Origin of the sequence: Litoreibacter albidus (assembly GCF_900107015.1) — a bacterium.
GTDB classification, from domain to species: domain Bacteria; phylum Pseudomonadota; class Alphaproteobacteria; order Rhodobacterales; family Rhodobacteraceae; genus Litoreibacter; species Litoreibacter albidus.
Genome location: NZ_FNOI01000002.1, coordinates 124,434 through 146,911 on the forward strand (window position 1 = coordinate 124,434; position 22,478 = coordinate 146,911).

At 56.3% G+C, this 22,478-nt stretch carries 19 protein-coding genes; 9 read left to right on the forward strand and 10 right to left on the reverse strand.

Annotated elements, in window-relative coordinates:
- Positions 1-76 precede the first annotated feature (76 nt).
- Both BLW66_RS05605 and BLW66_RS05610 read right to left on the reverse strand, forming a co-directional pair.
- Entirely contained in the window at positions 77-1,672 is a 1,596-nt protein-coding gene (locus tag BLW66_RS05605) for an ABC transporter substrate-binding protein (RefSeq protein WP_089945945.1), read from the reverse strand.
- Between the two features lie 53 nt (positions 1,673-1,725).
- Entirely contained in the window at positions 1,726-2,787 is a 1,062-nt protein-coding gene (locus tag BLW66_RS05610) for a dipeptidase (RefSeq protein ID WP_089945947.1), read from the reverse strand.
- A 113-nt stretch (positions 2,788-2,900) separates the two neighbouring features.
- Here BLW66_RS05610 and BLW66_RS05615 point away from each other — a divergent pair, with 113 nt between their 5' ends.
- The 3 genes from BLW66_RS05615 to BLW66_RS05625 all read left to right on the forward strand — a co-directional run bounded on the left by BLW66_RS05615 (position 2,901) and on the right by BLW66_RS05625 (position 6,595).
- Positions 2,901-3,809 carry a LysR family transcriptional regulator gene (locus BLW66_RS05615; RefSeq protein WP_089945949.1) on the forward strand — a complete coding sequence of 303 codons (909 nt, stop codon included), beginning with the start codon at positions 2,901-2,903 and terminating at the stop codon, positions 3,807-3,809.
- 71 nt (positions 3,810-3,880) lie between these two features.
- A complete protein-coding gene (locus tag BLW66_RS05620) occupies positions 3,881-4,339 on the forward strand; it encodes a (2Fe-2S)-binding protein (protein ID WP_089945951.1) in 459 nt (152 codons plus the stop codon).
- Positions 4,340-4,342: 3 nt separating this feature from the next.
- On the forward strand, positions 4,343-6,595 hold the full coding sequence (locus BLW66_RS05625; protein WP_089945953.1) for a xanthine dehydrogenase family protein molybdopterin-binding subunit: 2,253 nt from the start codon (positions 4,343-4,345) through the stop codon (positions 6,593-6,595).
- A 94-nt stretch (positions 6,596-6,689) separates the two neighbouring features.
- Here BLW66_RS05625 and BLW66_RS05630 read toward each other — a convergent pair whose 3' ends face one another.
- The 8 genes from BLW66_RS05630 to BLW66_RS05665 form a co-directional block, all read right to left on the reverse strand.
- The gene (locus BLW66_RS05630) at positions 6,690-7,931 is read right to left on the reverse strand and encodes a saccharopine dehydrogenase family protein (protein ID WP_089945955.1); all 1,242 of its coding nucleotides are present in this window, start codon (positions 7,929-7,931) and stop codon (positions 6,690-6,692) included.
- A 29-nt stretch (positions 7,932-7,960) separates the two neighbouring features.
- Positions 7,961-9,055 carry a carboxynorspermidine decarboxylase gene (locus BLW66_RS05635; RefSeq protein WP_089945957.1) on the reverse strand — a complete coding sequence of 365 codons (1,095 nt, stop codon included), beginning with the start codon at positions 9,053-9,055 and terminating at the stop codon, positions 7,961-7,963.
- 129 nt (positions 9,056-9,184) lie between these two features.
- A complete protein-coding gene (locus tag BLW66_RS05640) occupies positions 9,185-9,850 on the reverse strand; it encodes an SDR family NAD(P)-dependent oxidoreductase (protein WP_089945958.1) in 666 nt (221 codons plus the stop codon).
- A 26-nt stretch (positions 9,851-9,876) separates the two neighbouring features.
- Entirely contained in the window at positions 9,877-10,275 is a 399-nt protein-coding gene (locus BLW66_RS05645) for a DUF2177 family protein (protein ID WP_089945959.1), read from the reverse strand.
- Between the two features lie 71 nt (positions 10,276-10,346).
- Positions 10,347-11,084, reverse strand: coding sequence for an SDR family NAD(P)-dependent oxidoreductase (locus BLW66_RS05650; protein ID WP_089945960.1), 738 nt, complete (start codon positions 11,082-11,084; stop codon positions 10,347-10,349).
- Positions 11,077-12,231: an SAM-dependent methyltransferase gene (locus BLW66_RS05655; RefSeq protein ID WP_089945961.1), complete on the reverse strand. Its 1,155-nt coding sequence runs from the start codon at positions 12,229-12,231 to the stop codon at positions 11,077-11,079. Before BLW66_RS05655 ends, BLW66_RS05650 begins: the two co-directional genes overlap by 8 nt.
- On the reverse strand, positions 12,222-12,986 hold the full coding sequence (locus BLW66_RS05660) for a DUF1365 domain-containing protein (protein ID WP_089945962.1): 765 nt from the start codon (positions 12,984-12,986) through the stop codon (positions 12,222-12,224). The genes BLW66_RS05655 and BLW66_RS05660 overlap by 10 nt, the downstream gene beginning before the upstream one ends.
- Positions 12,983-14,263, reverse strand: coding sequence for an NAD(P)/FAD-dependent oxidoreductase (locus BLW66_RS05665; protein WP_089945963.1), 1,281 nt, complete (start codon positions 14,261-14,263; stop codon positions 12,983-12,985). Before BLW66_RS05665 ends, BLW66_RS05660 begins: the two co-directional genes overlap by 4 nt.
- 92 nt (positions 14,264-14,355) lie before the next feature.
- Between BLW66_RS05665 and BLW66_RS05670 the strand changes: the two genes are divergently transcribed.
- From BLW66_RS05670 to BLW66_RS05695, 6 genes are all read left to right on the forward strand, one after another.
- A complete protein-coding gene (locus BLW66_RS05670) occupies positions 14,356-14,985 on the forward strand; it encodes a sigma-70 family RNA polymerase sigma factor (protein ID WP_089946695.1) in 630 nt (209 codons plus the stop codon).
- A gap of 1 nt (position 14,986) precedes the next feature.
- Positions 14,987-15,622: a ChrR family anti-sigma-E factor gene (locus tag BLW66_RS05675; RefSeq protein WP_089945964.1), complete on the forward strand. Its 636-nt coding sequence runs from the start codon at positions 14,987-14,989 to the stop codon at positions 15,620-15,622.
- 337 nt (positions 15,623-15,959) lie between these two features.
- Complete coding sequence (locus BLW66_RS05680; RefSeq protein WP_089945965.1) at positions 15,960-16,436, forward strand: putative pterin-binding protein; 477 nt, start codon at positions 15,960-15,962, stop codon at positions 16,434-16,436.
- The gene (locus BLW66_RS05685) at positions 16,433-17,779 is read left to right on the forward strand and encodes a sensor histidine kinase (RefSeq protein ID WP_089945966.1); all 1,347 of its coding nucleotides are present in this window, start codon (positions 16,433-16,435) and stop codon (positions 17,777-17,779) included. The genes BLW66_RS05680 and BLW66_RS05685 overlap by 4 nt, the downstream gene beginning before the upstream one ends.
- Before the next feature lie 71 nt (positions 17,780-17,850).
- Entirely contained in the window at positions 17,851-18,474 is a 624-nt protein-coding gene (locus BLW66_RS05690; protein WP_170833405.1) for a nuclear transport factor 2 family protein, read from the forward strand.
- 325 nt (positions 18,475-18,799) lie between these two features.
- The gene (locus BLW66_RS05695; protein WP_089945967.1) at positions 18,800-22,198 is read left to right on the forward strand and encodes an ExeM/NucH family extracellular endonuclease; all 3,399 of its coding nucleotides are present in this window, start codon (positions 18,800-18,802) and stop codon (positions 22,196-22,198) included.
- Positions 22,199-22,478: the final 280 nt, after the last annotated feature.

Here is a 22,478-nt window from a genome sequence, read left to right on the forward strand (position 1 = left end):
GCACCAGCGGCCATAGCTTATGTGAAAGGGGCGCCCGATCGGGGCGCCCCCCGTTTCCATCTTCGGCAAACGCCATTTACTTCGTGACCTGCCAGTAAGCGGCAGCCGTCACGGCCTGCCCCGTGGACCAGTTCGCCACGTTATCGCGCAAGGCGGACTGCTCTATCTGTTGGAACATCATCACGAACGGCGAGATTTCACGGAACTCCTCTTGGATATCCAGATACATCTGAACCCGTTTCTCACGGTCCCCTTCGGTCACCGCTGCCTCAACCTTTTCCGTCAAACCACCCGCGTCCCAGCCAGTCCGCCATGCCAATAGGCCCGTGGCATTCGCCTCGTCGGAGTTGTCTGGATTATAGGCAAAAGTCCCCGCGTTTGTTTGCGGATCAGGATAATCCGGCCCCCAAGCGCCCAGATACACGTCCAACTCACGCGCACGGTAACGGGCCAAGATTTGCTTCGCGGTGCCTACGGTGATGTTAACCTTGATGCCAGCCTGCGCCGCAGCGTTCTGGAACGCCTGACCGATTTCAATGCGCTCTTGTGCTTCGCGCACGCCAATCTCAACCTCTAGCCCCTCAACACCGGCGGCGGCCAACAACTCTTTGGCCTTCTCGATATTGTAGCTAAACGGGTTTTCTTCCGACGCACCAAGGTATGTCGCGGGGAGGAAGTTTTGATGGATCGTATACTGCCCCTTCAAGAAACTGTCGCGCATGCCTTCGTAGTCGATCAGATATTTGAACGCTTGGCGCACCTCCGGCTTCGACAACACAGGGTGCTTCTGGTTAAGCGCCAGATACATCAAGCGACCTTTCAACTCGTCGTCGACTTTTACGCCATCAGCGCTCATCACACCGGCGATGTCTTCCGGATTAAGGTTGCGGGCGATATCAATGTCGCCGCGCTCGAGCAGCAGGCGTTGCGACGCGCTTTCAGTGACGTGGCGCACGATCACGCGCTCCATCGCAGGCGCCCCGCCGTAGTATTCTGGGTTCGACGTCAGGGTGACGCTCTCGTTCGGCTTCCAGCTGTTCAGAATATATGGACCGGAACCTGCGGAATTGGTCTTCAGCCAAGTGTTGCCCATGTCGCCGTCAACTTCGTTGGCCATCACTACAGCCTTGTCAACAATCCCGCCGATTGTGGCGGTCAGACAGTTCAGCACAAAAGACGTGGCGTACTTCTTGTCGGTAGTGATAGTCAGCGTGTTGCCATCGGCCTTGATCGTCTCTGTCGCGTTTTCAGGGGTAAAGCCGAACTGCGTTAGAATAAATGCAGGCGTCTTGTTCAAAATCACCGCACGTTGCAGCGAGAACGCCGCATCTTCCGCCGTCACAGGGTTACCGGAGTGGAACTTCACGCCCTCGCGCATTGTAAACGTAATGGATTTACCATCCTCGGAGACCTCCCAACTCTCAGCCAAATCTGGCTGATAGCCAGCGGCCAGATCAGCCGGATCAAGGTTCACCAACCGACCGTAAACGTTGCGGCTGATGTCGGAGCCCGCGAACTCGAAGCTCTCGGCAGGGTCAACCGTTGTGACGTCGTCGATGCGGTGCGCAATAACAAGCATGTTCGCCGGCGTTTCCGCCACCGCCGAAAATGATGTAACGCCGACAGCCAGACCGATGGCCGCGCTTGTCAGAAGTTTGTTTAAAGCATTCATTTCTAGAACCTCTCCTGTTCCGTTTCACTGAAATCTATCCGGCTATAGGGCGGTTATTCCCCCCATGTTTTTTCCAGCACACGCAGCCAGTTTTCGTGACAAAGTTTAGCCATCAACGCATCGTTGTAGCCGTGTTTCGCCATCGCGTGCCTCAATTTGGGCAGCCCTGCACAAGAGGTAAGCTCCTCCGGGACAACGGCCCCATCGTAATCTGAGCCAAAGCCCACCCGATCCTCACCAAGGTGCTCGATCAAGTGATCGAGGTGCCTCAGCATCTGCTCTAGCGGGACGTCTGCAAGCATACGCCCGTCTTCACGCAAAAATGCGACCGCAAAGTTCAACCCCACCATCCCGTCGCTTTCACGAATTGCCGCCAACTGCTTGTCAGTCAAATTCCGGCTGTGTGGACAAATCACATGCGCATTGGAGTGTGTCGCCACCAGCGGCTTCGACGAATGCCTTGCCACATCCCAGAAGCCTGCTTCGTTTAGGTGTGACAAGTCCACCATTATTCCTAACTCATCGCAACGTTTGACCAGCCGCAATCCGTGGTCTGTTAATCCCAAACCAGTGTCAGGGCCGCTGGGGTACCGGAACGGCACGCCATGCCCGAAGATTGTCGGGCGACTCCATACCGGCCCGATTGACCGCAAACCAGCACGGTAGAGAACCTCTAGCGTGTTGAGCTCCGCATCTATTGCCTCTGCGCCTTCAATGTGGAAAATCGCAGCCATTACGCCGCTACCCAACGTCGCGCGAAGCTGGGCAGCAGTTGTGCACACCTTCAATGCGCCGCGCCGCTCCAGATCAAACAAAATGGCGGCTTGGGACATGGCGACGGGAAATGCGTCTTCCCAATCTATGGCATCAGGCAAGGGCAGATCGTAGCTAGCCTTCGCCATCTCCTCAAACTTGAATTCCAGATCGACGGGGGACGGGACATAGACAGCGAAGAAGCCACCGCCGAACCCGCCCGCTTTCGATGAAGGCACATCAATCGCGCCGTCGCGTCCGGTCAAAAAACCGTCTGCGGCGGACGTTCCGCCAGCACGGTACAGTTTTAATAACGCATCGTTGTGTCCGTCGAAAATCAACGGCGATGTTTCAGTCGTCACCCCAGCATCCCCTCAAAAACCTATCGGACCACCTTAGGCGAGGATTTCTCATAGACCACAGTTAACATCATGATATTAGATCATAGCTGTATGAGGCTTTTGCAGAGGGTCAGATGGCCACGAAGACATGGCACAGCTTGCCGGAGTACCAAGCGCTAAGGGCGTTAATGGAAAATGGCACCACCTCGCAGGCGGCTATTCGGCTGGGTTTATCGCAGTCCGCAGTCAGTCGGTCGATCGCAAGCTTGGAAGAGCGAACCGGACGGATGCTCTTCGAGCGTGAAGGCGGACGTTTGCGCCCCACCGACGAAGCCGTCCAGATGAACCGCCGCCTTGACCCACTCTTTGCCGCACTCGACCGGATCGACGGCCCGCCAGAAGTGGAACGTGAAACGCTGCGGATCGTAGCTCCACCCACCTACGCCCACCGCTTCCTGGTGCATCACATTGCCACCTTCCTGACGACCAACCCGCATTTTCACCTCAGCTTGGAAGTGGCTTCCTCGGAGGACGTTATTCGCGGCATTTTAGAGGAACGGTTCGACCTCGGCTTTACCGGCGTCGAGCTGTCGCGTGACGGCGTAAAGCTGACGTTGTTCCGCACCTCCAGCGCAGTCTGTGCCATGGCGAGTGATCACCCATTGGCGGAACGGGATACTATCCACCCGGAAGACCTGAACGAACAGTCACTAATTGCAATATCACACCGCCATGCCAGACGCGCGCAGCTGGAAAACATCCTTCACAGCTGCCGCAGCGCCCCACGCATCGTCGCAGAGGTCTCAACCTCCATCGCCGCCGTTGACCTTGCAAAGGAAGGTCTTGGTGTGACGGTCGTGAACCCTTTCCCCGTGGTTCAGTACCGCTCCGACGACATGGTGTTCCGACCCTTCGCGTCGCCAATCGCCTACAGAAGTTACATCGTCAGTCCGGAGCACCGGCCAACCTCACGGGTCGCGAGGGCCTTCATCCGCCATCTTCGGTTACACACACCAAAGGATGTCTTCTCGCAGAAAGCATGACGATTTCGTAGCTCGCGCTTCTCCACCGGCGCTCTATACTGTGGCAAGCCATGGCAAAAAGGATTTCCGCAATGAAGCTGACCGTGAACGGCACGACTCACGACGTTGATGTCGAGCCAGAAATGCCCCTTCTGTGGGTCCTGCGTGACGAATTGGGGATTACCGGCCCGAAGTACGGCTGTGGCATTGCCCAATGCGGGGCGTGCACGGTGCATGTTGACGGGGAGGCGGTCCGATCTTGCCAATTGGAAGTTGGTGATGTGGAGGGACAGATCACTACGATCGAAGGCCTCGGAACTCCGGCTGCGCTGCACGCCGTGCAAGACGCATGGATTGAGCATCAAGTGGCGCAATGCGGCTACTGCCAATCTGGGCAGATCATGGCGGCTGCGTCTTTTTTGATCAGCACCCCTGCGCCAACGGATGAGGAAATTGACGACGCTATGTCCGCCAACCTGTGCCGCTGCGGCACTTACCCACGCATCCGCGCCGCGGTGAAAACCGCAGCCGCTAAGCTGAACGGAGCGTAGAACATGAGCAAAGCCGGAAAAATCGCCCGCCGTACGTTCATTATCGGATCAGCCGCAATCGTGGGTGGCGTCGCGTTTGGGACATATCTTGCTAAACGCGCGATCCCGAACCCGCTGCTGAACGATCTTGCGGATGGTGAGGCCGCGATCACACCCTACGTCAAAATAGACGCCTCGGGGGTAACCTTGATCACACCGCGCGCGGATAAAGGTCAGGGGGCTTATTCCATTCAGGCCAATCTTATTGCGGAAGAGCTGGATATCGACCCGCGCACCGCCACTGTGACCCCCGGAATGCCCGGCCCCGCTTACTACAACGGCACCGTGTTGGCTGAAGCCGTCCCCTTCCCCGCCTATGATCAAGGCGCCATTGCGGAAGCTATGCGCAGCTTCATGGCAGTTCCCGCGAAGCTATTGCAAATGCAAATCACTGGCGGCTCCTCGACCGTACCAGACAGCTACGTGAACCTACGCATGGCAGGCGCTGTTGCCCGTGAGACCCTGAAACAGGTAGCCGCAAACAAAACCGGCCTTGCGCGCGCCGATCTGCGGACAGAAGACGGTCACGTGGTCCTGCCAGACGGCAGCAAAATTGCCTATACAGAGCTTGCCGCTGACGCCGCCGGAACGCCGCCGGTCACCGATGTCTCGCTACGCGATCCAAGCGAATGGCGCATACTGGGGAAGGCAAACACCCCACGGCTAGACATGGTGGCGAAATGCACGGGCACGGAAACCTACGGGATCGATCATTCAATGGAGGGGATGTTGTTTGCCTCCGTCCGCGCCAATCCCGGCATTGGTGGCTACGTCGTGGGCTTTGATGCCACTGCTGCGCAAGGCATGCGCGGGGTGGAACGAATTGTGCCGGTCAAACATGGCGTGGGCGTCATTGCCGACAACACGTGGCGCGCTATCCAAGCCGTCAACGCGCTCAACATCGAATGGGGTCCGGCAGATTACCCCGCGACCTCCGCCGAAATTTTCGAAACGCTCGAAGCTGCCATCGGTGATGAGGACGCCTATGATCACCGCCAACGGGACGACGGAAACGTGGATGACGCCTTGGCAGACGGAGAGGTAATTGAGGCCTCATACCGGATTCCGTATTTGGCCCACGCACCACTGGAGCCAATGAACGCCACCGTGCGGGTCACCGACGACGCGTGCGAAATCTGGACAGGCACACAAATCCCGCTGTTCATCCGTGACAAGGCCGCGAAAATCACAGGCATCCCCGCTGAACAGGTCTTCGTCTACGTGCAACCCATGGGCGGCAGCTTTGGTCACAGGCTGGAGATGACCCACGTGGAACAAACCGTTGAGCTCGCCATGGCCGTAAAGGGCACACCAGTCAAAATGACGTGGTCGCGCGAGGAGGACATGACCCACGATTACCCCCGCCCTGCCGCTGTCTCCAAAGCGCGCGGTAAGGTCGTAGACGGCAAGGTTGCAGCCTTTGATTTATCGGTGGGCCAGTCGGCAATGGCATCCAGTTGGTTTGGCCGCCTGATGGACATGTCCATCCCCGGCCCTGACGCGACGATAACCACAGGTTCGTGGGATCAACCCTTCGACATCCCGCACTACCGCGTCACAGGCTACCGCGCGCCGGACATGGTGCCGGTGTCATCTTGGCGCTCGGTCGGGGCATCGAGTAACGGCTTCATGCACGACGGTTTTTTGGACGAGTTGATTCACGCGGCAGGCGCTGACCCGCTGGCTGAGCGAATTCGTCTGTGCGGTCATGACACCTCTCGCAAGGTACTGGAAGCAGTTGGCGATTTGTCGAACTGGGCCGGTACCGACTTAGGTGAAAATCGCGGACGCGGTGTGGCCTTCTGCATGTCGTTCGGAGTTCCCGTGGCGCAAGTGGTCGAAGTCACGAACACCGAAGCGGGCATTCGGATCGACAAGGTTTACTGTGTCGTCGACAGCGGTCCGGTTCTTGACCCAAGCAACTTCGAAGCGCAGGTCACAGGGGGGATCATCTTCGGCCTTGGCCACGCGATGGGCGCTGAACTCACTTATGCGGATCACATGCCGGAGCAAAACAATTTTGACACCTACGAAAGCATACGACTGTATCAAACGCCTGTGATTGAGATGAAGGCCCTAAGCAACGCGTCAAAGATCAGGGGCATCGGGGAGCCATGCGTGCCACCTGCTGCCCCCGCCTTGGCAAACGCCATCTTCGCGGCCACCGGTCAGCGCATAAGGAAACTTCCGCTGAACAAACACATCAGTTTTGCCTGACACGTCCAGTTAACCGTTTCGGGGCGAGCGACAATGTAGAGCGCACAAGCCCCCCAAAACCGATGATGTCGTTTAAGGGGGGCTTGCTATTAACTCAGGCGCGGTTCCATTCTCGATCGCCATTGGCATCTTTGACACGGGTCGGCAGGCCGATCGTGTCGAGCAACGTGAATAGCGGCTTGGGGTCCAGCTCTTCCACGTTAACCATGGTGCCGCCGTCGTATGTCCCGTCCGCGATCAACATCGCCATTGCCACCGGTGGCACGCCCGCAGTGTAGGAAATCCCTTGGCTGCCTACCTCGTTAAAAGCCTCTTTGTGGTCGGCGACATTGTAGACGAACACCTCTACCTCTTCTCCGTCTTTGACACCTTTAACGACATCCCCAATACAGGTCTTGCCCGTATAGTTTGGCGCTAAACTGGAAGGGTCCGGCAGCACGGCCTTCACTACCTTCAAAGGCACAACTTCCAAGCCCTCAGCGGTAGTGACCGGTTGTTCCGACAACAGCCCCAGATTTTGTAGAACGGTAAACACATTAATGTAATGGTCACCAAAGCCCATCCAGAAACGGATATCAGCTTGCGGATAGTTCGCCGCCAGCGAATGCACCTCGTCGTGGCCTGACATATAGGCTTGCTGTTTACCGACAACCGGAAGATCCCATTCGCGTCCAACCTCAAACATCTTATTCGTTTGCCACGCGCCGTCCTGCCAACTGTAGACGGTACCAGTAAATTCGCGAAAGTTGATCTCTGGATCGAAATTCGTCGAGAAATACTTGCCGTGATCGCCCGCGTTAATGTCAACAATGTCGATAGACGTCACGTCATCCATGAACTCATCAATCGCGAAGCGCGCAAAGGCGTTAACCATGCCCGGATCAAAGCCCGCCCCCAGGATCGCGGTAACTCCGGCCTTGGCGCAATCATCGCGCCGCTTCCACTCGTAGTTTCCGTACCAAGGTGGCGTTTCGCAAATCTTGGCGGGGTCTTCATGAATGGCCGTGTCGATATAGGCCGCACCGGTTTGAATGCATGCCTCCAGCACAGTCATATTCACAAAAGGCGAACCCACGTTAATCACAATCTGCGCGCCAGTCTTCTGGATCAGCGCGACAACCGCAGCCGTGTCCATACCGTCAACCGCATGGGCCTCAAATACACCGTCCTGCTTCATCGCAGACTTCTCATGGACGCTGGAAATAATCGCATCGCATTTGGAAACCGTCCGACTGGCAATATGAAGATCGCCCAGAACATCGTTGTTTTGCGCGCATTTATGCGCCACGACCTGTGCGACGCCACCAGCGCCGATGATGAGAACGTTGCGTTTCATGTATCCAAGAGACCTCTTTTGTGTATGTTTCAAGACAATGCGGCTGCAAAATCGTCGTAGCCAAATTCGCGGACCAACCGTGTTGTGCCGTCGAGTTCACGGATTGCGATGCTGGGCATTTTCACCCCGTTGAACCAGTTCTTCTTAACCATTGTGTAGCCTGCGGCATCCTGAAACGAAAGCCGGTCCCCCGCCTTCAATGGCGCATCAAAGCGGAATTCACCAAAGATATCGCCGGCCAGACAGGATTTCCCGCAGATCATCCACTCATGTTCTCCCGTGTCAGGGCTTATTTTTGCGGGCTCGCGGTAAATGAGCAGATCCAACATATGTGCTTCGATGGAGCTATCGACAATCGCCAAATTCTTGCCGTTATGCATCGTATCAAGCACTGTGACTTCCAGAGTTGCAGCGCCAGTAATGGCAGCTTCGCCCGGCTCCAGATACACCTGAACACCGTAGGTTTGCGCGAATGTCTTTAGCCGCGCGGCCAGCTGTTCAAGCGGGTAATCCTCGCCGGTAAAGTGAATGCCGCCCCCGAGGCTGATCCATTCCATATCTTTGATGATCGTGCCGAAACGATCCTCAATTAAACCAAGCATTTCATCAAACCGCGCGAAGTCGTCGTTCTCGCAGTTGTTGTGAAACATCAAGCCGCTAACCTGATCTTTAACCGCTGAAATTTCCGAGGGGTCGTGCTCGCCTAGGCGACTGAAAGGGCGTGCCGGATCAGCCAAATCAAACTCCGAGGTGGAGACCCCCGGATTCACACGAAGCCCCCGCACATGCCCCTTCGACGCATCGCCAAAGCGCAATAGCTGGCTGATGGAATTGAAGATAATCTTGTCGGAGCACGCCAGAACCTCTGCTATTTCGTGCTCCGCGTAAGCCACCGAATACGCATGAGTTTCCCCCGCAAAGGTCTCATGCCCCAAGCGGACTTCGTAAAGCGACGAGGACGTGGTGCCGTCCATATACTGCGCCATGAAGTCGAACGTCGACCACGTCGCAAAGCATTTTAACGCAAGGAGGGATTTCGCGCCGGAGGCCTCTCTTAGCCACGCAATCTTCTCAAGGTTTTCCAGCAAGCGTGACTTATCAATTAGATAGTAAGGAGTTTGCATGCGCGGTCCTCTCTATGGCGTGTTGGTCACTCCTCACAGGCCCATTCTGGGCGCCGCGAGGGCGAAGGTCGCGGACGCTTTAGCCTGTCTTTCCCACCTGCGAAAGAGCAGAGCTTCAACCAGCCGACCCTACCACGGAACAGCTTCACCCGCATAATCAAAGAACCCGCCAGATTGCGCCAGCTCCAGCCCCTCGACCACATCAATCAGATTACGCGCTGCCTGCGCAGGGGGCACGGTTTTATGGGTCTTCGCGTAATCAGCCGTAAATGCCGTTTCAACGGTGCCGGGATGCAAGCATGCGCATGTGCATTGAGGGTGGCTGCGCGCCAATTCAATTGCCGCACCATGGATGATCTGGTTCAACGCAGCCTTGGATGCGCGGTAGGAATGCCACCCGCCGATGTGGTTGTCCCCAATGGAGCCCACCCGCGCCGACAGCACAGCGAACTTGCTGGGTGCATCCCGTGGCAACAACGTAAGGCAGTGTTTAAGCAATAACGCTGGCCCTACGGCATTGGTCGCAAACTGCCCAATCAGCGCATCCGAGCTGAGGGCCTTGATGGTCTTTTCCGGTTTGTTGCCATCCACGACCAACGCGCCTGTGGCCACGACAACAAGTTCAAACGGACCGGTAAGCTGCCCCAGAACTCGTTGGATCGAACCCTCGCTAGTAATGTCCAAATCATCGACCGTACGTGACACGCCGACGACCTCGTACCCCCGCGACTTCACCTCACCTAAGAGTGCGTTTCCGATGCCACCCGACGATCCAATTACTAGTGCACGCGCCATAATTCACCCCACGTTACTGTCGATAATCACGCAACCGCGCGCACGATCATCACGCCTGCCCAAGCCGAAACCCCCGTAAGGATACCGCCCCAAATGGTGTCCACTGCCACCTGTTGCATCGACCAGTCGCGCAACGTGGCGTAGTTGGTGAACTCGTAGGTTCCATAGGCAAACAGACCCAGCGCCGCGCCGTTCAACAACGCACCGACAGGATCGCCGGCGCGCATCGCTGGGATCGACACAAACCAAAGCACGCCACCCACGTAGCCCATGTAAAACAGAAACGCGGGAAACACGCGAAACGGATCGGCGTATAAATGTTCGACATGGCGGTCAAAGACGGGCTTCACGATATGCCGCAACCCCACGGCGTCCCATGCGAAAAAAACCACCACTGTGGCCAAATAAAGCAACGCAATTTTCATAGTGTTCAGCCTTCAGGTTTTGGCGCGGAGATGCGGGAAACGATCTCTTTCACGCAGGTGTATTGGCGCAGTTATTTGGTCAAACGACCGGCAAGCCGCAGCGAAGCCCAGTAGGGCAACAGCCGCAAAAACTTCATCGCGAGCGTAAGGCGGCGGGGGAAATGAACCTCAAACCCGCCCGATTGAAGCCCGTCGGCTATGGCCTTCGCTGCGGCCTCTGTTGATATAACTGCGGGCATGTCGAAATCATTTTGCTGGGTTAGCCGCGTATCGACAAACCCCGGCGAAATCAGGCGAACGTCTACCTGCCCCGCTAGCTCGGATCGCAGGGACTCGACCAAGTTGATCACGCCAGCCTTGGTTGAAGAATATATCTGGCCTTGGGGTAATCCGAAGTAGCCCGCCACCGACCCGCAGATAGCCAGCTGCCCACCGGCTTTTAGCAAGGGAGGAGCGACTTGGGCGATGTGGAAGCTTCCCGTAAGGTTTACAGTCACAATCTTCGCGGCCATATCAGAGTCTAAATCAGCGATTTTTCCGGGGTCATAGATCGCCGCCAGGTGAACCACGCGGTCGACAGGCCCCAGCGCAGAGACCTCGTCCGCAGCCGCATCAACACTGGCACGGTCACTCACATCTACCGGCACCACCTCGTGGTTGGCGCCCAAGGTGTCCGCCAATTCGATTAGTTTGTCTTCCGAGCGTGCAGACAATATCAGCCGTGCGCCGCGATCGGCATACTCCGTCGCAAGCGCTGCCCCGATACCTTCGCTCGCGCCGATGATCCAAACGGTTTCGATCTTATGCATGGGTTAGCTCCACCTGCACGACATCTGTCCGCCCAACCGCGAAGGATGCGGCGCACACAGCAAGGTAGTAGTGCCAGTTGCGCATGAATTTTTCGTCGTACCCCAATCGCTTGATCCGGTCAGACATGCTGGCCAGACGATCATTCCACTGGGAACAAGTCGCCGCGTAATCACGACCAAAGGCATAGCTGTCTGTTACCTTCAGTCCGGCCTTTCGGGCCTGATCTGCAATGGCGCCATCGGTCAGCAGCATGCCGCCGGGAAAGGTGTAGTGGCGGATGTAATCCGAGCTGTTTCTGTATGCGTCAAAATAATCGTCGGGCACAGTGATCGCCTGAACGACAGCTTTCCCGCCTTCGGCAAGCCGCGCTTTAAGCGTGGAGAAATATGTAGGCCAATACTTCTCCCCGACGGCTTCGATCATCTCGATAGACACGATGCTGTCAAACTTGCCTTCGCACTTGCGGTAGTCTTGCAGCCGAATGTCTGCTCGCCCGTCAAGACGCGCATCCGCGTAACCCTTTTGGCTTGGCGAGATCGTTAAGCCCGTCACGTGCCGTCCGGCGTCCGCAGCGCGCTCAGCAAAACCACCCCAGCCACATCCCACCTCAAGCACCTTCTCACCGTCGCCCAAACGGCCAAGTATTCGGTCGTATTTGCGGTTCTGCCCACGGACGAGATCCATGTCACCATCAGCAAATATTGCAGAGGAGTAGGTCATGCCTTCGTCCAGCCACAGCTGGTAGAATTCATTCCCGACGTCGTAATGCGCCCTTATGTTGCGCGATGCCCCTTTAACAGAGTTGGCGCGCATCATCCGGTCCACAAACCGGAACTTCAAACTGTTCCAAAAGCCGCCGTACATGTAGCCTTCGAAATGCTGAACATTGCGCAACGCCACCTCTGTGAGAGCCTCAATCGACGGGGTGTCCCACAGGCCAGCCACGTAGGTTTCGCCCAAACCTATATCACCCCGCGCGGCAACCGCGCTGATCACCGACCAATCGTAAAGCTTCATTTCGCAGGCAGGGCTGCCATTGCCGAAGTCAAGAATCTCACCCTCAGGCGTGTAGAGGCGTAGGCTTCCATCGCGGATTTGGGCACAGCTGTCGAGAAAGTCGTGTTTGATACGTTTTGTTAAGAACATTCGGTCACCTCAGATGTGGGCGGTTTGGGATGGGCGCGGTATTGGGCGCCCTTCAGTTTTAGGCGCAGCGCCTGCCAGTGGATAAGGAACATCACGCGCAAAGCGCCCATGGGGCGGCGCAAACTGCCCTGCACAATCTTGGCGTTCGTCAAGCCAGCCCGTGGGCCAGATAGCGTGGCCACGACGCCTTCCGCCTGATTGCTGTGCAGGATCGTGATCGCGATACGGTCGGCGCGTATATCAAAGGCAAATTCATAGCTGCCTTTCACGTCTTGGAACGGCGACACATGAAGCGCTTTGGGCGCTTTGATCCGGCTGTCTTTGGTGATCGGTGCGAACCCCGAAAGATGGCACAGGTAAGAGTGTCTGTCCCCGAACGGAGTGGACACTTCGGCGATCACCGCGACCAACGCATCAACTTTAAAAGCCAACCAAAAGCTGACCGGGTTGAACCCGTAGCTGAGAAAACGCGGCTGCGTTAACAATCGTAACGATACAGTTTTGTCGGTCAACCCATGGCGCTCAAGGACGGCGCGCGCCCAGTCTGGCCCAGCGCCAGCGTTCAGTGGTCCGCCGTGGTCTTGATCATGCACAGACATAAGATTGAAACCATTGCGCGAAAACAGGCGCGGGTAGTCGCCGGTCGCCTCCGGATCAATCATCACGTAGTCGACGCCATAGCGAAACCTATGGCGTATTTCACCGCGTCGCGTGTGGGTTGTTTCCCCTGCGATATGCTCTCCCTGCGGTGTCATGCGTACTGACGGTCCATCAGGCGCACGATGCGCGCCGCGCTGGCGAAACCGTCCTCATGGAACCCGTTGCGCGTATACGCCCCCGCAAACCACGTGTTGTTCTGGCCCTGTATCTCCGTCAGTTTCTTCTGCGCGGCAAGCGCTGGTCCGTCGAAGACTGGGTGGCGGAACACGGTCTGATCATAAATGAGGTGTTCGGGGATCGTGTCCGACGGGTTCAAGGACACAAATAGCGGGTCGTCTTCGGGGATGTTCTGCAGGCGGTTCATCCAGTACGTCACGCCAATTGCGGGCTCTGGCCGGCTCGTGTCGGCCTTGTAAACCCAGCTTGACCAAGCAGCCTTGCGTTTCGGCATTTGGGATATGTCGCGGTGCAGCACCATCTGGTTGTCTTGGAACCGGATCGCTGACAGCGCCGCCTGCTCGACAGGCGTCGGGCGATCCAACAGCCGCAACGCTTGATCAGAATGGCAAGCGAAAATCACTTGATCGAAGGTCTCCTGAGTGCCGCCATTCACATGGACAGTACTCTGCGCGCCGTCACGTGTGACGGTCTGCACTGGCGTTCCGGTGCGAATAATGACCCCCTGTCCACGCAGGTGATGTTCCAGCCGCGTCAGATAAGAGATGCTGCCGCCGTCAACTGTCCACCACTGGTGCTGCCCCGTCGCACTCAACAGCGCGTGGTTGCGAAAGAAGCGCAGAAGCGCGCGGGCTGGGAAGGCGCGGATACCTTCTGGCGGCGTCGACCAGATCGCGCCGCATATTGGCATTAGGTAATACCGCTCGAACCACGGCCCCATATTGAGTTCCGACATCAACTCGCCGATGCTGGTGGTGTCGTCTTTAACCAAACCCTCAGCCTTGGAATTGAACCGCAGGATGTCGCGCATCATCCGGATGAAGCCAGGCCGCGCTAGGTTTTCTTTTTGGGCCAAGATGCCACGCAGGTCGCGCAGCCCGTACTCGATCTGTCCGTTGTTGATGGTAGCACCGAAGCTCATGTCGCTTTTAATTACCGGCACGTCCAGATCTTGAAACATACGCGTCAAGTGCGGGTAGTTCGCGTAGTTAAAAACGATGAACCCTGTATCAACCGGTTGATCCCCACGCCGCCCCGCGACCACCGTGCGTGCATGACCCCCCAAGGATGGCGACGCCTCGAAAACAGTCACCGCATGCTGGGGTGACAACAGGTAGGCCGCGGACAGTCCAGATATTCCACCGCCAATGATTGCAATGCGTTGCGGGGTGTGAAGAGGGGCATCAAAGGACATTCTGGCTCCGTGGGCTGTTCAACTGTGTTACGCCACCGCAAGGAAATCAGATCACAAATGATCCAAACTAAATGTGCCGCCGTATTACCGGTATGTTGACGATGAGCCATAAACCCGATTTAGCTTACCTGCCCCCGCCCCTTCGGGCGAGAAAGGATATTGCTAAGGTGTCATCACCCCCGTCCTTCTCTGAGCAGACGACATGGATGCTCGCCGTGAAAAATGACCGCGACAGATCGGCGTTCGCCGCGCTGTTCGACCATTTCGCCCCACGTTTGAAAGGCTTTATCATGCGCTCCGGCGTGGGCTCGGCTCAGGCAGAGGAAATTGTGCAAGACGTTATGTTGACCGTTTGGCGCAAGGCCGATCAGTTTGATCCAGCCCGTGCGCAGGTGTCCGCATGGATATATCAGGTCACCCGCAACAGGCAGATCGATGTGCTGCGCAAAGAACGCCGCCCTATTCCAGAGGAACTGATCGAAGATGACGTCTGTGACACCGACGCGGGCCAGATACTAGCCGTTGAGCAGGAAGCCGATCACCTGAGGCAGGCCCTTCTTCAGCTCTCGCCGGATCAGCGAAAAATGATCGAGCAAGCCTACCTCGGCGAGCTGACGCACCAAGAAATTAGTACACAAACCGGCCTACCACTCGGCACCATCAAGTCGCGTATCCGCTTGGGTCTAGAGCGACTGAGACATGCCTTGAAGGACATACGCTAAGATGACCGCAATCACTCACCACACACCAGACGCCTTGATGGCCGCCTATGTGGCGGGCTCACTGGAGGCTCCTTTCGCGCTGGTTATCGCCGCGCACATTTCCATGTGCCTGGAGTGCAGAGCCTCTTACGAGGCCCACCAAGCCATCGGTGGCTCCGTTTTGGAGGCGAGCCCAAGCTCTGACCTATCGGGCGACCTGCGGACAGACACTTTGGCGCTTCTCGACGCCCCCGTAAAATCGCGCACCTACCACCGTGGTAACGGGGTATATCCGGCGCCCGTAATGGAGGCGTTAAAGGGGCAACCACCGCGCTGGAAGTCACTTGGCATGGGCGTTCGTCAATGCATCTTGACCGCAGGGGACGAAGGCTCCACGCGGTTGCTTTACATCCCACCGGGCCAAGAAGTCCCAGATCATAGTCACAACGGCTTGGAACTCACCTTGGTCCTTCAAGGTAGCTTCAGCGACAGTACCGGGCGTTTCGGGGCCGGTGACTTGGAAATCGCAGACAATGATCTGGAGCACACACCGAAGGCCGACGAGGGCGCGCCTTGCATTTGCTTGGCCGCGACTGACGCACCATTGCGGTTTGCGGCATTCTTGCCACGCCTCTTGCAACCATTTTTTCGCATTTAATTTGGCACCGAGTTAAGCGAAACGCTTTATGAATGCTTCGCTCAACCCAAATTCGCACAGTACTGAGAGCAGTCTTCTCAAAATCAGCGATCTGACTGCGCGCATTCGGCGCGCCTTCAGGTGTATTTCAAAAGTCGCTATAAAATAACACCCGCCAACAAACTAAAGTCGCATAGACAACTTACCTTGCATCGCAATTGGCCTACCGCATAATGGGGCAATTATCTGGTATTGGCCTCTGACGATATGTGCCGCTCTTAACATAAAATTTTGACAACAGACTTAGAAAAACCAGCCTAGCGATCACGATCCAGCTGATTGCGCGCACGCACAAAAAATGATGGAGATCAATATGCTAAAGGCATTCTTACTCTCGGCGATTCTGACGGTATTCGCAAGTTCAGCCACTGCTCAAACCCTACTGACGATCGAACACGACGGCGTATCTGTTGAGTACGACTTGGAGGAATTAGAGGCCCTGCCACAAACAAAATACGTAAGTGGGAACCCGTTCTTTGATGGCGAACAAGAGTATTCGGGTCCGTTGCTTCGCGAAATTTTTAAGGATGCAGGTCTTCTTGAGCAAGACAGCGTGAGCATGAGAGCAATCAATGAGTACACCATTAATTTCCCAGTCGCGGACGCGTCAAAGTTCGACGTGGTCGTCGCAACTCGAATTAACGGTAAACTGATGTCGGTGCGGGACAAGGGCCCACTTTGGGTGATGTACCCGTTCTCCCATCATGAAGAACTGAGTGACCCCGTGTACAAAGGCCGGACCGTTTGGCAGCTGGTTAAAATTACAACCCAATGAAGCTGTCTTTCGATTTCTTCAGGGGGCTCATAATTGGAGCATTGACGGTTGGTCTCATTACCGCCGCCCTGAGTCTTGCGCACATGCGCACGCAAATCCTCTCCATCGGAAATGGGTCCGCAACGGGCCCAGTATGGTATGTGACGGGCGTTGAGCGCGAGCTTCAAGAATTCGAATTTGCGCTGGCCTATTACGAACTCGATCCCACAACTGCGAATAACGTTACCCTAAGGTTTGATATTCTGTGGAGCATGGTGGCTAGCATCAGCCAAGGGGACGTGGCCGCAAAACTTGAAGATTTCAATGTCGACTACGCACTGCTTGAGCAGATGCCGGAACTGCTGAAAAAACATGATGCCGCAATCATGGACATCGGCGCGCTAACACGTGAAGAGCGGATGGATATCCTGCTAGAATTCAGAGCCCTCAACGATGAGGTCCACCAAGTCGGCATGAAGGCACTACAGGCCAGTTCCGCCGAAACCCTGACATGGCGCGAAACGCTGCTGTCAGTCTCCAACAACAACGCCGTTGTTGGCATAATTCTGATCGTCATTGTGACTATACTGATCTTGATGTTCCAATTCGACAGGGTCGCAGCGCGGCGGCAACTGCGAGAAAAGGATGCGCTACTTGTCGCGGCGGAGGCCGCCAGTGTTGCCAAGTCGCAGTTCATCTCCGTCATCAATCACGAATTGAGAACTCCGCTAACATCCATCAAAGGGGCCATTTCGCTAATGAGCGCGGGCGCTTTGGGCAAAGTCCCTAAAACTTTTGAACGCCCGATCAACATCGCAGAGCGTAACTGCCGACAACTTAGTTCTCTGATTTCCGACCTACTCGACGCCGAGAAGTTCTCATCAGGCGCTATGGAATATAAGTTCGAGCCAATCAACCTACCCCAATTTTTGACCGAACAAATAGAGACGCACGCAAGTTTCGCCGACAGTTACGGCGTAACCCTATCCATCCAGCCGCCGGTGCCGGAACTAATAGTCAACGGCGACGCCCACAGACTAGGGCAGGTTATGTCAAATTTGTTGTCTAATGCCGTCAAATTTTCAAAATCAGGCGACCATGTCACTGTGTCCCTTGAAGAACAAAATGGCCGCGCTGTTGTCAGTGTGACGGACACGGGGCGCGGCATTCCCGAGGCCGCGCGCGACAAGGTGTTTGAGCGCTTCCAGCAGGTCGACTCCTCCAACGAACGAGAGCGCGGAGGCACCGGCTTGGGGCTTTCCATCGTGAAGGCTATCGTTGAAGCCCATGGTGGTCACGTCGATTTCGACAGCGTTGTGGGGGAAGGTACGACCTTCAAATTCGATCTTTCCCTCGTCAAGTAACACCTTATTGTCGCCGGACAGGGCCTACTTTTACCCAATCCACACCACAGGCCGCCACAAAGGAATACCCTATGCCACACCCTCTTAAACTCGTCATCAGTCTTGCGACCCTCCTCTCACTGCCACTTGCCAGTCAGGCAGAGCAGGTGCGCCCCGGCGTGGAATTTTCCGGCGTTATGGAGGAAGAGGGCTCTGTTCGTGGCCAGATGCAAAAGGTGATGTTCGACTTCGCAGCAGCGTGGTCCACCTGCGAGGCTGATTACATGAAAACATCGTTTAGCGACGATGTGCTTTTCTCGTACCCGACCACGACCACAACGGGCCTTGATGCAATGTTGGCTGATCTGGAGCTGTTCTGCAATCAGGCCACCGATACCAGCTTCTACTTTCCAGAAGACGCCTTCTACATTGATGAGAGCACCGGTCGCGTCGCAGCGGAGGTTCAGTTTCGGACATTCCAACGCGGTAGCAGGCAGGTTGTGAACGACGTCTGGGTGTCCACGGTTGTGGATGGCAAGGGCACGGTTCTGAAAGAATACTTGGATGGGCGGGTCAAAGACTTGCAAGCCCTCGGCGTGCTTACCCTCGAGGAAGACCCCAAAATGCTGACACCTTGGCCGCCCCGCACAGAAGAATGGGCCGAATGCTTCCCGATCGCAAAATCCGCGCCTATCAATTCGTGCCCACCGACCTAACCGCTTGGCAAAAGACATGAACACCTAACCCGCGCCGCCTGTGAACAAGGCTTCACAGGCGGCGCGGGCGCTCCCTTTTCAAACAGATCAATGACGCTTTTTTATCCGCGCCATTGCTATTTAGAACGCGCTAGGCTTGTCTTGGACAAGTAGCGCGCATTTTCACGGTTTATATGTAATCCGCGGTCGGATTTGACCGCAAAGTTCATTTTAAAGGCTCGGCCACCTTATTGGTCATTCGCTTGTTACGCGCCACTTCTACCTTGGCCTTCGGGGTCTTTGCGATCTGCGCTCCAGCAGACCCGCCAAATTTGGGAGAACTGATATGTCATTAGTAATTACAGGTGTCTTGGACGGACCATTATCCGGCGGCTTGCCGAAAGCTGTCGAAATATATGTTGCTGCCGACGTGGCCGATTTGTCGGCCTACGGGGTCGGATCGGCCAATAACGGCGGCGGGTCAGACGGAGAAGAATTCACCTTCCCTGCAGTCGCGGCAGCAGCCGGCACATATATTTACATCTCCAGTGAAAGCCCCGGCTTTACAGAATTCATGGGTTTCGCGCCCAATTACACCGCAGGTGCTTTGTCGGTAAACGGCGATGACGCCATTGAGTTGTTCGAGAACGGCGCAGTTATCGACGTCTTCGGGGAGCCGAACGTTGATGGCAGCGGGCAACCGTGGGAATATCTTGACGGCTGGGCCGCACGCAATCCCGGCACCACAGCGAGTCCGACATTCGACATCGCGGACTGGAGCTTCTCTGGCCCCCACGCATTTGACGAGCAGACATCGAACGCCACCGCCAGCGCGCCCTTCCCGACTGCCGGATACGACGCGCCCCCACCAACAGCCAGCTTTGTCATCAACGAAATAGACGCCGACCAAACCGGCACCGATAGCCAAGAGTTTATCGAGATCTACGACGGCGGTATCGGCAATACCTCGCTCGACGGGTTGTCGTTGGTTTTGTTCAACGGCAACGGGGACGCGAGCTATAACACTATTTCACTGGACGGGTTAAGCACGAATGCGGACGGCTACTTTGTCATCGGATCAGCGGATGTGCCAAACGTAGACTTGGTGGCATTTACCACCAACGGCATACAGAACGGCGCTGATGCCGTCGCCCTTTACAGCGGCACGCCGCCGAGCTCCGCAACCACAGAAAACCTGATTGATGCGATTGTTTACGGCACGAATGACAGCGACGACACTGGGTTGCTCGCGGCCCTTGGTCAAACCGTCCAGTACGATGAAAGCGGTAATGGAAACTCGACCGGCGACGCTTTGGCGCGCGACGTTGACGGCACCGGCGATTTTGTGGCGCAGGCGCCTACTCCGGGCGGCAGCAACTACATCGCCCCACCCGCCGAAATCACGCTGATCAGCGAGATTCAAGGCAATGGCGGCACAGGTGATCTCGCACAGATTGGCGTTGATGACCGTAGCGCGCTGGAGGGGCAAATCGTCACCGTCCGCGCGATTGTGACAGCCGACTTTCAAGACGGGTTGTTTGGCAGCCAAGGTGATTTGAACGGCTTCTACATCCAAGAGGAAGAGGTCGATTACGACTTTGACGACCTAAGTTCAGAGGGTATTTTCATCTTCGATGGCTCCGCCCCATTGGTTGATGTGAACATCGGCGATCTGGTGGAAATCACCGGAACCGTGAACGAGTTCTTCGGTCAGACCCAGTTGTCCGCTACGTCCGTCGCGGTCCTTGAGACCGATCAGCTGTTGCCAACTGCGGTCTCCGTCGAGTTCCCGACGGCCAGTGTCATGCTCGACAACAGCGGCAATTACGTTGCCAATCTGGAAGCCTACGAGGGCATGTTGGTGAACGTCGCGCAAGACATGACCGTGTCCGAGATGTTCAATCTGGATCGCTTCGGCCAGTATAACGTCACTGCTGACGGGCGCCCCGTGCAATTCACACAAGAGAACGCGCCGGACGTGGCGGGTTTTGAGCAACACCTGCAAGATGTTGCCGCACGCACTCTCGTGCTGGATGACGGCCTATCTGGGCAAAATCCGGATGTTCTAAATGTTATTGATGGCAATGACGGAATTCTAACCGCCGCCGATAGCTTCCGTATGGGTGACACAATCTCTGCAATTGAGGGCGTGGTGGGATATTCCTTCGACGAGTTCCGCATTAACGCGGCGGAAGGCGTATATGAGCAAACCAACCCGCGTGAAGATATGCCCGCCGACATCGGCGGTAACTTCAAGGTCGCCAGCTTGAACGTGCTGAACTACTTCACCACCATCGACGTTTCTGGCGCAACCACCGACAACGGCTCCGACCCACGCGGGGCCGACACGCCCGAGGAATTCGAGCGGCAAGCGACCAAACTGGTGAACGCAATCGTTTCAATCGACGCCGATGTCCTAGGCCTCATAGAGCTGGAAAATGACTTCGCAGGCGACACCTTCGCGGTGAAGGATATTGTGGAGCGCGTGAACACAGAGCTTGGCGCGGAGGTCTATGCTTTCGTTGATCCAGGCCAGGAATTCATCGGCGGTGATGCCATTGCCAACGGATTTATCTACAAAGTCGACAAAGTAGGCCTGAACGGTGACATGGCGATTTTGGAAAACTACGAGGGCCGCAACTTCCTTGATCCACTGGACGCGGGTCGCGCGCTCAACCGGCCGGCAATCGCGCAAACCTTCGAGGATCTGGACACAGGGCAGACACTCACAGTCTCGGTCAATCACCTGAAGTCCAAAGGCTCGCTCTCTGGTCTTGCGGCAGATGAGGCGCAAGGCGACGGTCAGGGCAACAATAACGCCACGAGGACCGAAGCGGCCGATATTCTCGCCGCATGGCTCAACAGCGACCCCACGGGCCAAGGCTCTGAAAACACGATCATTTTGGGAGACTTGAACGCGTATGCGAGGGAAGATCCGCTGACAACGCTAGCCGATGCTGGGTTCACTGACCTAGCCGCGGCGAACCTTGGCGACAGCGCATACTCCTATGTTTTCGACGGTCAAATCGGCACGCTGGACTACGCATTGGCGAATGATGCTTTGGCCGATGACGTCGTAGGCGTGACCGAGTGGCACATCAACTCCGACGAGGCAGACGCCACCGATTACAACTTGGACTTCGGGCGCGACCCCGCACTGTTCAACGGTGATACCCCTGCTCGAAACTCCGACCACGATCCGGTTATCGTCAGCTTTGACTTCCAACCCGTGTTCAACGAAATCGCCGGCACGAACCGTCGCGACTTCCTGTTCGGGACCGAAGGTCGCGACAAAATTGACGCAGGGCGCGGAAACGATCTCATCTTTGCGGGCGACGGCGATGACCACATCATCGGCGGACGCGGGAATGACACCATTCTGGCAGGCCACGGCGACGACGTCATAGACGGCGGCAGCGGCAACGATTTCGTCTTTGCAGGACACGGTGATGACACCATCATTGCGGGCGACGGCAAGCGTGATTTGTACTGGGGTGGAGATGGCGCGGATACCTTCGTGTTCTCCGCTGAACTGGCAGAGGACCGTAGTCGCGACAAGAGCGTCATCATGGACTTCGATACATCCCAAGACATGATTGACCTTGGCGGTGCCGTTATATCCCACGTCCGCGAAACCCACGGGGCGGTTCGCATTAGCCTCGATGGCGGACGCGACAAGATTGACTTGTTCGGCGTAACGGAGTTCGACGACATCGTCTTTGTGGACAACATGGCAATCGCCTAAGCTGGGCCCCACCGGTCCCTAAAACCTAACACCACCCTCCGGCAAAAGTTCGGGGGGTGCTCCGCATTCGCTGAATACCTATGTGGTGCGGCGCAGATACTTGACGCCTGCCCTCCCCCCGAAAAACCTTCCGACTTTGACCGTCTCCGTGGGCGCTTCAAAACAGCCGTGACGCAGGGTCAGCGCAAGCTTTTGCCACTAATGCATCACCAAACAGCCTCAATTTTTAGTCAATATGAATCAGTTGGTACTGAGAACACGTCACTCGTTGACCTTTTCG